Below are 13,115 nucleotides of genomic sequence, written 5' to 3'. Positions count from 1 at the left end.
CGGTGGCTGGCGTTGCGGCCCGGTCAAGACGGGACGGAAGGATGTTTCGCGGAGTACACGGTCTGGTTGCGGACCAGCGGCCTGGCCCACAGCGCGACGCTGAGGATGTAGAGCAGCGGGACGAACACCAGCGACAGGCCCACGCGCAGGCCCCAGTAATCGGCGACGACGCCGATCAGCAGCGGCACCACGGCGCCGCCGAGGATGCCGGTGCACAAGATTCCCGAGAACGCGCCGTGGTGCTGGCTGACCGAGTTCAATCCCAGCGAGAAGATCACCGAGAACATCACCGACAAGAAAAAGCCCGCGGCGGGAAAGGCGAGCTGGGCGACGGCCGCGGAACCGAGGAGGGCGAAGGCGAGACAAGCGATGGCCAAGGTCGAGAACATCGCCAGAACCAGCTTGGAATCCAGCAGTTTCAGCAGGCCCAGGCCGACCAGGCAGCCCAGCGACATCAGCCCCCAGAAGCGGCTGACCGCGACGGTGCCCTGTTCGGTGGCCGACAGGCCGTGGTAGCTGTGTAGGAACTGCGACATCCAGTTGGCCAGCGACTGCTCGGTGCCGACGTAGGCGACGATGGCCAGGAAGAACAGGCGCACGTCGCGGCGCCGCAGCAGGCTGCGGTAGGCCTCGCGGCTGCCCGCGCGCTCGTCGTCCTTGAGCTCCACCGCCGGCAGCGGCAGCTTGTAGTTCAGCAGCGCCAGCAACACGAAGGCGGCGCTGAAGTACCAGTAGAACGTCAGCCAGCTCAGTGGCTGTCCCTCCATGCCCGGGCGTTGCATGTACAAGCGGAACGCCAGCGGGCTGAGGAACGAGGCCAGCCCGAACACCAACTGCGCCATTACCGAGAAAAACGCGAAGTGCGCCTCGCCGCCGGCGGTGCGCATCAGCGGGTTGATGACCACCTGCAGCAGCGCCATGCCCAGGCCGATCACGAACAGGCCGGCCACCACCGAGACATAGCCCGGCATCACCGCGATGGCCAGCGCGCCGATGAAGTTCAGGGCGAACGCGGCGAACAAGGTGAAGCGGGTGCCGCGCAGTTCGATCAGCAAACCGCCGGGAATCGAGATCAGGCCGTAGGCCAGGAAGAACGAGAACGGCATGAACCCGGCCATGGTCAGGCTCAGCTTGAAGTCCTGGATGGCGATCGGCATCAGCGGCCCGATCAGATTGGTGATGAAGGAGATCGCGAACCAGATCAGGAGGATGTAGCTGATGATCAACGGCCGGTGCTTCACGATCGTGCCTCCGGGGTCAGGTCTGCGGCAGCAGGCAGTGGGCGAGTTCGCCGGCGGCGATGCGCTTGCGCGGGAAGCGCGGCAGGATCGCGGCGGCGGTGCGGCAGCCGGCGGCGAGCGCGTCGGCGAGGCTCGCCCGGTTCAGGCGTGCGGCCAGATAGCCGGTGTTGAAGCTGTCGCCGGCGCCGACGGTGTCGAAGATGTCGAGCGCGGCTTCGCCGGCGTAGCGCAGGCTGCGGCCGTCGACGTGGCCGAGCGCGCCGGCGGCGCCGAGCTTGACGATCAGGTGGGCGCCGGGCTTGAGCAGGGCGGCGACGCGCTGCACGGCTTGCTCGAGGTCGTGGCACTCGTCCTGGCCGCTGGCCAGGCTCATTGTTTCCAGTTCGTTGACCAGCAAGTGGTCGCACTGGGCCAGCCAGCTTTCGACTTCGCGGTGCACCTGCGGCGTCCAGCCTTCCGGCGGCCAGCCGGTGTCGAGCGCGACCTGATAGCCCTGGCGCGAGGCTTCGGCCAGCAGGGCGGCGAAATCCGCGCGCAGGCCGGGCAGCAGGAACGGCGCGGTGAACAAGACGACGCTGCCGGGCGTCGCCGGCGGCAGGTGCCTGAGCACGAAGTCCGGGCTCAGGTGCTGCAGGTGGCCGTAACTGGTGAAGAAGGTGCGCTCGCCGCCGGTGTGCAACAGGCCGACCGACATGGTGGTGTCGCTGGCGCAGGTCTGCAGATCGACGCGGATGCCGGTCAGCTGCAGCAGCAGCCACTGGGCGAGGTCGTCCTCGCCGATCGCGCCGATCAGGTGCGGGCTCAGGCCGAGGTGTCGGGCGGCTAGGGCGGAGTTTGCGGCCGAACCGCCGGCGCGCAGCTCGCTGCGCGGCAGCAGTTGTTCGGTGCCGATCTTGGGCCAGCCGTCGAGCGTGCCCAGGACCAGGTCGACGCTGACGTCGCCGACGATGCTGAATCGGGGCGGGGCCGGCTCAAGACCGGATTGGGCGAGGTGGGATTGAGGCGAATCGAGCTTCATGGGGGCCGACTATAGTCACCCCGATTCGGCCTCGTCAATAAAAATATCCAGTGGAAGTTTAATTAAATCCGGCGCCCTCCGGCGGCCGGGCGATGGCCCAGCAGCTCGGTCGTCTGCAGCTCGCCGAGCTCGTCCTTCTGCAGGCCTTCCAGGCGTGGCGAGAGCAGTTCGTGGATCGGCAGCACCGCCGCGCCGAGCAGCGAGCAGTCTTCCTCGCGCTGGGAAATCATCACCCGCGGCAGTTCCGGATCGGGACGGCCGCGCACCGAGCGGTGCAGCGGCTGGGCCAGTTCGACCAGGCGCTGCACCAACTGCTGCGGCGCCGAACCGCCGATGACGATGGTCTGCGGGTCGAACAGGTTCTCGATCATGCAGATCGCATCGCGCAGCCGCTGCGCCGCCTGCGCGCACCATTGCTGCATGGCCGGGTCGGCGGCGTCGTCCAGGCGTTCGAGCCAGTCCGGCGTGCGGATCTGCGCATCGTCCAGGCCCAACGCTTCGGCCAATGAGTGCAGCGACAGGTAGCGCTCCAGGCAGCCGTGGTTGCCGCAATAGCAGGGCGTGCCGCCGGGAACCACCGGCACGTGGCCGATCTCGGTGGCGTTGCCGTCGGCGCCGCGGTAGTGGTTGCGGCCGACGATCAGCGAGCCGCCCAGGCCCATGCTCAGGTGCAGATAGAAGAAGTTGTCCAGGTGCCGGGCGACGCCGTACAAGGTCTCGCCGAGCGCGCCGGCGACGCTGTCGACGCTGTGGAACAGCGGCAGGCCGGTGGCTTCCTGCAGTTGGTCGAGGATCGACAGATCCTTCCAGCCCTCCAGCGCGGTCGGGCCGACGAAGCTCAGCTCGGTGTCGCCGAGCGGGCCGGGCAGGGCCACGCCGATGCCCCACAGCCGCGCATTGGCTTGGCGGCGCAGGCTCGCCACCAGTTCCATCAGCCCGGCCAGCAACTGCGCGCGGTCGCAGCCTTGCAACTGCACCTCGCAGCGCGCATCGATGCGGCCGACCAGATTGACCAGCGCGCCCGACGCTCGGCCCGGCTCCAGGCTGATGCCGATGGACTGGCCGGCGTCGGGATTGATCTCGAAGGCGATCGGCGGCTGGCCGCGGGTCTTGAGATCCTTCTGCCGGCGCGAAACGATCAGGCCGATGGATTCGAGCTCGTTGGTGATGTTGGCGACCGTCTGCGGGCTGAGCGAGACCTTCTCCTGGATGTCCTTGCGCGAGGCCGCGCCGTGCTGGCGGATGAAATCCAGCACCAGGCGGCGGTTGTAGGGGGCGCTGGATTGCTGGGTGGCGCCGCGGCCGATGTTCATAGGGGTTGGAACCGGTTGAGCGTAGGGGAGGGGACTGACGCCGTATTATTCATACATCCATGTGAAGTATTTATTGACGAGCGGCTGGTCGCGTGGCTAAGTTGCGCTGCCCAGTCTATCCGGAACCGTGCCGATGACCCGTCCGCCGCTTGCCCGCAAGACCGCAATCCTGGCGATCGCCGCGCTGGCGTTCGCGTTGTCGGGCGGCGCGCACGCGGCCGCGCCCGAGGCGTCGAAGACCACCGTGTCGGTGAGCCTGCCGGCCGCGCCGCTGCTGGTGCAGCTCAATCAGGTCGCGCTGGAGCGGCGCGGGCCGAAGCGGGCCATCGTCGAATACGCCGGCGAAGCCGAACAAGGCCGCTACACCGTGCTGCGCGACGGCAAGCCGATCAAGCAAGGCGAGCTGCAAGCGCTGCCGGCGTTCGTCGAGTGGAGCCCGGGCAAACGCTATTTCAGCGTCGACTTCTCCGATGCGCAGCAGGCCGGCAAGTACCAGGTGAAGGTAAGCATCGGCAAGCGCCAGGCGCAGTCGGCCGTCGTGCCGGTGCGCGACGACGCGATCTTCGCCGTCGCCGGCGCGCAGATGCTCGGCTACTTCAAGCGCAGCCGCCACACCGACCCGGCCGACCGCGACCTGCCGATCTTCCAAAGCCCGCGCCGGGTGAACGCCTGGGGCGGCTGGCAGGACGCCGGCGGCGACAAGGGCAAGTACCTCTCGCACCTGGGCTACGCCAATCATTTCAATCCGCAGCAGGCCTCGATGGCGGCGTGGGTGCTGGCCTACGGCGCGCACGCGCGCAAGGCCTTGTTCGCCGCGCACGGCTTGCAGGCGCAGGTCGAGGACGAAGCGTTCTGGGGCGCGGACTATCTGCACCGCATCCTCGACAAGGACGGTTATTTCTACACCACGGTGTTCGACCAGTGGGGCACGCCCGGCGCGGTGCGCATGGTCACCGGCTACGAGGGCTCGGCCGGAACCTACACCACGCTGTACCGCTCGGCCTTCCGCGCCGGCGGCGGGATGGCCATCGCCGCGCTCGCGCGCGCTTCGATGCTGGCCCGGCAAAGCGGCCGCCACGGCGAATTCGACGGCGCCCAGTACCTGGCCGACGCCGAGCGCGCCTACGCCCACCTGCGCGAGTTCAACCCGCAGTACTGCGCCGACGGCAAGGAAAACATCATCGACGACTACACCGCGCTGATGGCGCTGGTGGAGTTGCAGCGCGCCACCGGCCAGCCGCGCTATCTGGACGATGCGCGCGAGCGCGCCGCGCGCCTGATCGCGCGCCAGCAGGCCGACGGCGGTTTCGTCAGCGACGGCGGGCATCGCCCGTACTACCACGCGGCCGAGGCGGGCTTGCCGGTCATCAGCCTGTCGGCCTATGCCGAGATCGAGCCGGAACCGGCGCGGCGCCGAGGCGCGCTGGACGCCATCGGCAAGGCGCTCGCGCACGAACTGGCGATCACCGGTGCGGTCGCCAACCCTTACGGCTACGCCCGCCAACGCTTCCAACTGGCCCAGGACGGCAAGGCCGCCGGCGACGTGCTGGAAGGCTTCTTCATCCCGCACCGCAACGAAACCGGCTACTGGTGGCAGGGCGAAAGCGCGCGCCTGGCCTCGCTCAGCGCGGCGATGGCGGTCGGCAGCCGCGCCCTGGCGAGCCGCGGCGACGCCGGCTACGGCCTGCCGGCCGAGCGCGCCGCCTACGCGCAGGACCAGCTCGACTGGACCCTGGGCCGCAACCCTTACGGCATCTCCATGCTCTACGGCTTCGGCCGCAAGAACCCGCCGACCGTGCTGGAGAGCGCCGGCGAAATGTTCGTCGGCGGCATTTCCAACGGCATCACCGGCGCGGTGGGCAGCGACACCGGCGCCGGCATCGCCTTCGCGCCCGGGCCGGATTCGGAACAGTGGCGTTGGGTGGAGCAGTGGATTCCGCACACCACCTGGATGCTGTTCGCGGCGATGGCGGTGGCGGGCGAGGAAGCGCGCTGAGTCGCCCGAGGTGTTGCCGGCCCGCGCTGTCGTCGGTGAGGGCGTTACCCATCTTGCCGCCGACCGCTGTGTCGCCTCAGCGGCGGCTTCGAACGGCGAGCGCGCTCAGTCTTCGTAGACGCTTGCGACGAAATCCGCGAACGACGGCGCGAGCGGCAGCAGATACTCGGCCTCCACGGCGCCGGCCAGGCTGCCGTCCCAATCCTCTTCGTCCGGTTCCATCTCGTGGTCGAGGAAGAACACCTGGCCCGCATCCTCCCCGGACAGGGCCAGGCCGATCGGGTTGCCGCCGTGGTCGCGCAGGATCCACAGGAAATCGTGCGGCCGCTTCCAGTGCGGCTCATGCCATTGCGACGGCAACGAGTAATCCTCGAGGTCTTCGCGCAGGCCGCCGACCGTATGCACACGACCTGCCCATTCGCCGGTGGACCAGCGAAACGACGGCTGTGAGGCCATGTAACCGCCGCCGCAGGCCAATACGAAGGCGCGGTAATCCGCCGGCAGCCGGTGGCCCAGCGTCTGCTCGAATGCGACGACGTCGGCCTCGCTGGGCGGGACGTGGGTGAAGCCGCTGATCGCGGCGATGAACTCCTGCAACTCCATTGCTGCCTCGTTCGCAAACGTCGAATGCGCGCCTGAATCTAGCGCGAGCCTATTGCAAGCTTCTTTCTCATTGTAGAAAGGGCTGCCCAGGCTTGCGACCGTTGAGGCGCCGACAGGCCGATCGACGAAGCCGACCGATACCTCGCCGCCGGCTCAGCGCCGGATAAAGAACGCCACCGGCACCATGACATCGACCGGATCGCCTTCGATCCCGGCCGGCGGCGCCGGCACGGGCGCGGCGAGCCGCACGGTCTCGAGCGTGCCGGCATCCAGCGCCGGATAGCCGCTGCTGCGGCCGATGCGGATCTGCGAGACCGCGCCGTTGCGGTCGACGGCGAAGCGCACATAGGCGACGCCTTGTTCGCGGTCGCCGTCGGTGGCGCGCTGCAGCGCGGGCGCCAGCGCTTCGCGCGTCACCGGCGCATCGCCCAGGCGCAGCGACAGATCGGCCTGCACGCTCAGGAACACCGGCTCGGGTTCGCGCGGCTGCGGCTTCGCCGCGCTCGCCGGCAGGTCCACCGGCGTGTCCACGGCCGCCAGTGGTGCGGGCCGCAGGGCGCGTCCATACCCCTCGGCGGCGCGGCTTGTGCCGACGCCCGGGCCAAGCGGGACGCGTGGTTGAAGAGCCCGGAAGGTCGCGACGCCGGCATCGATGGCCGCCGCGCTTGGCATGACTACGTGTGGAACGCCTGTAAATAGGCATGGAGCGGCTCCCGTTCTTGGGGGCTGTTCGGTCTGCGCCGCTAGATGCTTTGGCCAGCGGCTACACCGTTTCTGGGCGAGATAGATCGCTCCGCAGATGTTCCTGCCGTCCCCTCAACAGGGGCCGCGGCAACGCGCAATTGATAACCATTCCCATTTATTTGTATGATGCGCGCCCCAGATCGGCTTTAGGCTCGCGGATGACCCTGCGCAAACGAACCTTGGCGTTGTGCATCGCGGCGCTGACCTCGCCGACGGCGTTGGCCTCCGAAGCATCCACGGGCGCTGCCGCCGCAGCCGAGGCGGCCGAGGCGGCCGATCAGCCGACCACGCTCGACGCAGTCCAGGCCGTGGGCACCGAGCCGGCGCGCTATCACAACGACGCCTCCGCCAGCGTGCTGGGCGTGGACGCACCCTTGTTCAACACGCCGCGCTCGGTGGTGGTGCTGCCCGAACAGATCCTGCTCGACCAGAAGGTCACCCAGCTCGACGAAGCGCTCAAGAACGTCAGCGGCGTCAGCCGCGGCGACGGCTTCGGCGGCACCAACGACGACTTCTTCCTGCGCGGCTTCCGCCGCGACAACGTCTATCGCGACGGCCGCCGCCTGGCGGCGAACCAGCGCAACCCGACCACCGACATCGAGAGCATCGAAGTCATCAAAGGCCCGGCCTCGCTGCTGTTCGGCGCGATCGAGCCGGGCGGCGTGGTCAACATCGTCACCAAGAAGCCGCAGGCGCAGCCGCGCCGCTATCTTGAGGCGACCTTCGACGAATACGGCAAGCGCCATCTGCTGGGCGACTTCACCGGCGCGCTCGATGGCGACGGCACGCTGCTGTACCGCCTGTCCGCGTCCTATGAAGATTCCGACACCTTCCGCGACGGCAAGCAGGTCGAGCGCACGGTGATTTCGCCGAGCCTGACCTGGCGGCCGAGCGAGCGCGACGAACTCACCGTCAGCTATCACTATTACGACGAGACCCTGCCGATCGACCGCGGCGCGATCGTCGGCCGCTACGCCGACGGCGAGCGCCGGATCGTGAAAACGCCGCGCTCGCGCAGCTTCGGCGAGTCCTGGGAGAATTCCTGGTCGACCGGCAACTCGCTCGACGCGCAGTACCAGCATCGCTTCAACGAGCACTGGGACGCGGTGGTGGGCTACACCTACCAGAAGACCGAATCGCACGACCTGCAGGTGCGGGCCTACGATTTCTACGCGGTCGACACTACCGTCCGCGGCCGCACCTTGCCGGCCGGCACCTTGATCCGCAACGTCGCCGGCAACAATCCTTACGACGTCGATTCGGGCCAGTACAACGCCCGCCTGACCGGCCGTTTCGAACCGGCCGGAATGAAGTACACGGTGATGGCCGGCGTCGACGGCGGCTACACCGATACCAACGCCGGCGAGCTCACCGGCGACAACGAGACCGCCAACGCCTTTACCGGCCGGCCGCTGTTCAACGTGTTCGCGCCGGTCTACGGCAATCTGCAGCCGACCTCGGCCACGCTCAGCCGCACCGCGCGCACCGACCTGGATTTCCGCGGCGTGTACGTGCAGAACATCCTGCAGCCGAACGAGGCCTGGCTGCTGACCGCGGGCCTGCGCCGCGACTGGTACGAAGTGGCCAGCCGCAACCAGAGCTACGACGAGGGCCGCCCGGTCGGCGCCGCCGCCGTGGCCGACCGCGAATGGAGCGACAACTCCTACCAGCTCGGCGTGTCCTATGAGTTCGCCCCGGGCCTGGCCGTGTACGCCAGCCGCGCGACCTCGTTCACCGTGCACCCGTTCTTCAACTACGATCCGCGCTCGCTGCCGCAGACCGGCAAGCAATGGGAGCTGGGCCTGAAGGGCAACCTGTTCGCCGATCGTCTGCAGTTCACCGTCAGCTGGTTCGACCTGCGCAAGACCAACATCCCGGCGTTCAACCCGGATTCGACCGGCACCCTGGACCGCTACCGCTTCATCGGCGAGGCGCGCTCGCGCGGCATCGAGTTCGATGCCACCTTGCGCATCACCGAAGGCTTCAACCTGATCGCCAGTTACGCCGATTTCGATTACGAGATCACCCGCGATCCGGCCCCGGCCCTGCTCGGCAAGACCAACGCCAACGTCGCCCCGCGCAGCGGCAACCTGTGGGGCAGCTACGAGTTGCGCGACGGCGCCTGGCGCGGCCTGGGCTTCGGCGCCGGCGTCAACTACGTGTCCAAGCGCTACGGCGACGACGACAACACCTGGTCGATGCCGTCCTACACCTTGTTCGATGCCGGCGTGTGGTACTACGTGCCGGTCGGCGACAACGCCAATCTGCGCTTCCAGCTCACCGTGAAGAACCTCGCCGACAAACGCTGGTACTACGCCTCCGACGGCGACCGCTTCGCTCCGAGCGTGCGCATCGGCGATCCGCGCACCGCGCTGGTATCGGTCGCCTACCGGTTCTGACCGGCGCCGGGACGCCCGCCATGACGCCAGCGCCGCGCATCGCCAGCGGTCGCCGCCCGGTCGCGCAGCGCGATCGGGCGCCGGCTCGCCTGTCGCCGGAGGGCGCGGCGCATGTGGGCGCGTAGCGCGGCCGCCGGCCTCGGCGGGGCTGCGACGACGGTCACCTTGATGCTCAGCCTGATGTGGCTGCCCGGCCCGTCGCTGGCGGTCTTGTCGCTGATCCTGCTGTTGGCGGCGTTTCCGCTGTGGGTCGCGCTCGGTTACTTCTGCTATTGGGCGCCGAACCTGCGCACGGCGTGGCTGGGCCTGGCTGCGCTGGCGCTGCCGTCGCTGCTGTTGAACGCGTGGCTGTATGTCCGCTAAGCCTGCGCCGGCCAAGCCGGGTTCGCGCGGCGGCACCGCCGGCTTGCTGGCCTCGCACAGCTGGCTGGGGCTGATCGCGTCGTGGGTGCTGTTCCTGGTGTTCCTCGCCGGGGCCATGACCATGTTCAAGCGCGAGGTCGACCTGTGGGAGAAGGCGCCGCACTACCTGGGCAGCCACAGCCGCGCGGTCGCCGGCCTCGACGGCGTGCTCGCAGCGACGCAGGTCCCGCGCGAAGTCGCCGACCCGCACATCGAAGTGATCCTGCCCGGGCGCATGAGCGCCTATTACCAGGTCTTCCTCTACGACGACGCCGGCGATTTCTACCGCGCCACCGCGTTCCATCCGGTCACCGGCGCGCAGTTGCCCGACCCGGAGGCGACCGGTCTGGGCGAATTCTTCGAGGAATTCCACAAAGAGCTGTATCTGCCCGGCGGCCATTACCTGGTCGGAGTGGCGTCGCTGCTGATGTTCCTCGGCCTGCTCACCGGATTGGTGCTGCATTGGCCGAAACTGAGCCTGTCCGCGCTGTTCGCCCCGCGCTGGGGCAAGCCGCGCCTGCGCTGGCTGGACCTGCACAACAGCCTCGGCGTGCTGGCGCTGCCGTTCCATCTGCTGATGGCGTTCACCGGCACCGTGTTCAGCCTGACCTTGCTGCTGCAGGTGTTGATGGTGTTCGGCCGCCTGCAGGGCGACGAGCAACCGCTGCGCGAGCTGCTGTTCGCGCCGCCGCTGCCGATCGAAAGCGCGCATGCGCCGGCGCCGGCGCGCAGCATCGACGCGCTGATCCGCGCGGCCTCGCTGCAGTGGGACATGGAACCGGTGCGAGTTTCGATCCTGCATTACGGCGACCGCAACGCTTGGCTGACCGTGCACGGCCACGGCCACGGTTCGCTGGCCCAGGTGGGGCAGGCGAGCTATCGCCTCGATACCGGCGAACCGCTGCGCACGCTGCCGCCGCACGCGATCAACGCGCTGGCCCACGGCAACGAAGTCCTGCACCGGCTGCATTACGGCGATTTCGGCGGCTTCGGCCTGCGCCTGATCTACTTCCTGCTGGCGATCGCGACCTGCGTGCTGATCGCCACCGGCAATCTGCTGTGGTTGGAAAAGCGTCTGAGCCAGCGCGTCCGACCGCGCGGCCTGCGCTGGGTCGCCGGTTTGAGCGTGGGCGCCTGCGGTGGCGGGATGCTGGCGCTGGCGACGGTCATGCTGGCCGCGCGCACGCTGCCGGTGGACGTATCCGCGCGCATGGATTGGGTGATCGGCGCGTTCGCCGCGCCGCTGCTGGCCGCCTGCGCGCTGGGCGTGTGCAGCGCGCGGCCGCGGCGCGACTTGATCGTGCTGCTGGGCATCGCCGGCGCGCTGTTCCTGCTGTTGCCGTTGCTCGACTGGGCGCTGATGGGCCGCGCGCTACGGGCCGCGCTCGTCGCCGGCGACGCAGCACCGATGGTCACGATCGAGCTGCTGTGCCTGGCGCTGGCCGTCGCCAGCCTCGGCACCGTGCGCTGGCTGCGCCGCGACCCGATCCGCGCGGCTACGCTGTCGCGACCCGCAGCGGCCGCGCCAGGGTCCGGGTGAACACCTCGGCCAGCGCGGCGACGTGTTCGCGCAGGAAGAAGTGGTCGCCGCTCATGCTCAGCACGCGCACGCCAGCGCGGGTGCAATCGCGCCAGCCGTGCAGCAGGTCGATCGCGATATCGGGATCGCGGTCGCCGCCGATGGCGGTGATCGGCATGCGCAGCGCGGCTTCGCGCGGATCCCAGGCATAGGTCTCGCAGACGGCGAAATCCGCGCGCACGAACGGCAGCAGGATCTGCATCAGTTCGCGGTCCTGCAGCACTTCCGGCGGCGTTCCGTTCATCGCCGCCAGCTTGGCGATCAACTCGTCGTCGTCGAGCGAATGATAGAACTCGGCGTGGCGCGGATGACGCGGCGGCAACGCGCCGGTGACGAACAGATGACGCGGCGCGCGGCGCCCGCGGCGTTCGAGCGTGCGCGCGACTTCATACGCGAGCAATGCGCCCATGCTATGACCCCATAGCGAGAAATCATCAGCCAATTGCGCGTCGACTTCGTCGAGCAACCAATCGACCAGCGCAGGCAAACGACTGAACGGGGCATCGCCGATGCGATGCCCGCGCCCTGGAAGTTCCGGTGCGACCACTTCGAGTTGGCCTTGCAGCGCCGCTTGCCACGGCGCGAACGCATGCCAGCTGCCGCCTGCGTAAGGAAAGCAAATCAAACGCGGCAGGGATTGCGTGACGGGCATCAGCTGAACTCCATAAATTCAAATGACAATCATTTGCATTGATCCTATTCTATCGCCCGCTTTGGCATATGGATCGCTGACATGGTTGACTTTGCTCCGCTGGACGATTCGGCGCTGGCCGCCGCAACCGCCGATCTGACTTCGCTGCGCGTGCGCGCGTTCGACCCCGCCCGCGGCTTCCCCTTGCTGGTCGAGCCGGCGCAAGCCGGCGCCGCCATCGCCGACAGCGCGGGCGATATCGCCGAACTCAATTCGCGCCTGTTGTACCGCCACGCCGGACTGTTGTTCCGCGGCTTCGGCGTGGCCGGGCTGGAATCCTTCGATGCCTTCGTGCGCAGCTTCGGCTTCGGTCCGATCAGCTACGAATTCGGCTCCAGCCAGCGCTCCAAGCTGACCAAGGGCGTGTACACCTCGACCGAATTCCCCAAGAACCGCTCGATTCCGCTGCACAACGAGCAGGCCTACACCACGGCCTGGCCGATGAAGATCTGGCTGCACTGCGTGGTCGCCAGCCCGGTCGGCGGCGAGACGCCCATCGCCGACAGCCGCCGCATCTATCAGCGCATCGAGCCTGCGATCCGCGAGCGCTTCGAGCGCAAGCGCCTGCTGTACGTGCGCAACTACGGCACCGGCATGGACTTGTCGTGGCAGCAGACCTTCGGCACCGAATCGCGCGCCGAGGTCGATGCGTTCTGCCGCGACAACGGCATCGCCACCCACTGGATCGGCGACAAGCAGCTGCGCACCGAGCAACTGGTGCAGGGCACCGCCTGGCATCCGGTTACGCGCGTGCCGCTGTGGTTCAACCAGGCCCACCTGTTCCACGCCTCCAGCCAGGGCGCGGACGTGATGGCGATGCTGCTGGACATCCTGGGCGAGGCGCGCAACCTGCCGCGCCATGTGTTCTATGGCGACGGCAGCGAACTGGAAGACAGCGTGCTCGAGTCCATCCGCGGCGTGCTGGCCGAGGAAGCGGTCAAGTTCCCCTGGCAGCCCGGCGACATCGTGATGCTCGACAACATGCTCGCCGCGCACGGCCGCGAGCCGTTCGACGGCGAGCGCAAGATCGTGGTGTCGATGGCCGAGCCGTTCTCGCTGCAGGAACTGGAACGCGCGCAAGGCGAACGACAGGCGGGCTGACCGCCGCCGAGGCTCTGGGCCGGCCCGG

General features: G+C 68.4%; 11 protein-coding genes. 5 read left to right on the top strand and 6 right to left on the bottom strand.

Going from position 1 to position 13,115, the window contains the following annotated elements; translation table 11 throughout:
* Positions 1-23 precede the first annotated feature (23 nt).
* From BLU84_RS14285 to BLU84_RS14275, 3 genes are all read right to left on the bottom strand, one after another.
* Positions 24-1,241: an MFS transporter gene (locus tag BLU84_RS14285; RefSeq protein WP_074868312.1), complete on the bottom strand. Its 1,218-nt coding sequence runs from the start codon at positions 1,239-1,241 to the stop codon at positions 24-26.
* A 16-nt stretch (positions 1,242-1,257) separates the two neighbouring features.
* Entirely contained in the window at positions 1,258-2,259 is a 1,002-nt protein-coding gene (locus BLU84_RS14280; protein ID WP_083382590.1) for a carbohydrate kinase family protein, read from the bottom strand.
* A gap of 62 nt (positions 2,260-2,321) precedes the next feature.
* Positions 2,322-3,572 (bottom strand): ROK family transcriptional regulator, encoded by a 1,251-nt coding sequence (locus BLU84_RS14275; RefSeq protein WP_074868309.1) that lies wholly within the window; start codon positions 3,570-3,572, stop codon positions 2,322-2,324.
* 133 nt (positions 3,573-3,705) lie between these two features.
* Between BLU84_RS14275 and BLU84_RS14270 the strand changes: the two genes are divergently transcribed.
* Positions 3,706-5,568 (top strand): glycoside hydrolase family 9 protein, encoded by a 1,863-nt coding sequence (locus BLU84_RS14270; RefSeq protein WP_074868306.1) that lies wholly within the window; start codon positions 3,706-3,708, stop codon positions 5,566-5,568.
* A gap of 105 nt (positions 5,569-5,673) precedes the next feature.
* Here the strand turns inward: BLU84_RS14270 and BLU84_RS14265 are convergent, their stop codons facing one another.
* Both BLU84_RS14265 and BLU84_RS14260 read right to left on the bottom strand, forming a co-directional pair.
* Positions 5,674-6,171: an SMI1/KNR4 family protein gene (locus tag BLU84_RS14265; protein ID WP_074868303.1), complete on the bottom strand. Its 498-nt coding sequence runs from the start codon at positions 6,169-6,171 to the stop codon at positions 5,674-5,676.
* Between the two features lie 153 nt (positions 6,172-6,324).
* Positions 6,325-6,702 (bottom strand): TonB family protein, encoded by a 378-nt coding sequence (locus BLU84_RS14260; RefSeq protein WP_074868300.1) that lies wholly within the window; start codon positions 6,700-6,702, stop codon positions 6,325-6,327.
* 371 nt (positions 6,703-7,073) lie between these two features.
* Here BLU84_RS14260 and BLU84_RS14255 point away from each other — a divergent pair, with 371 nt between their 5' ends.
* The 3 genes from BLU84_RS14255 (at position 7,074) to BLU84_RS14245 (ending at position 11,256) form a co-directional block, all read left to right on the top strand.
* On the top strand, positions 7,074-9,314 hold the full coding sequence (locus BLU84_RS14255; protein ID WP_074868295.1) for a TonB-dependent siderophore receptor: 2,241 nt from the start codon (positions 7,074-7,076) through the stop codon (positions 9,312-9,314).
* Positions 9,315-9,425: 111 nt separating this feature from the next.
* Positions 9,426-9,677: a hypothetical protein gene (locus tag BLU84_RS14250; RefSeq protein WP_139175004.1), complete on the top strand. Its 252-nt coding sequence runs from the start codon at positions 9,426-9,428 to the stop codon at positions 9,675-9,677.
* Positions 9,667-11,256 carry a PepSY-associated TM helix domain-containing protein gene (locus BLU84_RS14245; RefSeq protein ID WP_074868286.1) on the top strand — a complete coding sequence of 530 codons (1,590 nt, stop codon included), beginning with the start codon at positions 9,667-9,669 and terminating at the stop codon, positions 11,254-11,256. Before BLU84_RS14250 ends, BLU84_RS14245 begins: the two co-directional genes overlap by 11 nt.
* Here the strand turns inward: BLU84_RS14245 and BLU84_RS14240 are convergent.
* Positions 11,213-11,947 carry a thioesterase II family protein gene (locus tag BLU84_RS14240; RefSeq protein ID WP_074868282.1) on the bottom strand — a complete coding sequence of 245 codons (735 nt, stop codon included), beginning with the start codon at positions 11,945-11,947 and terminating at the stop codon, positions 11,213-11,215. The genes BLU84_RS14245 and BLU84_RS14240 overlap by 44 nt on opposite strands.
* Before the next feature lie 81 nt (positions 11,948-12,028).
* On the opposite strand from BLU84_RS14240, the gene BLU84_RS14235 reads away from it, so the two are divergent.
* The gene (locus tag BLU84_RS14235; protein WP_083382586.1) at positions 12,029-13,087 is read left to right on the top strand and encodes a TauD/TfdA family dioxygenase; all 1,059 of its coding nucleotides are present in this window, start codon (positions 12,029-12,031) and stop codon (positions 13,085-13,087) included.
* The last annotated feature ends 28 nt before the right edge of the window (positions 13,088-13,115 follow it).

This window comes from Lysobacter enzymogenes (genome assembly GCF_900106525.1).
Taxonomy (GTDB): domain Bacteria; phylum Pseudomonadota; class Gammaproteobacteria; order Xanthomonadales; family Xanthomonadaceae; genus Lysobacter; species Lysobacter enzymogenes.
Note: the sequence above shows the minus strand (reverse complement) of the source record. Positions and strands in the feature narration are given on the sequence as shown.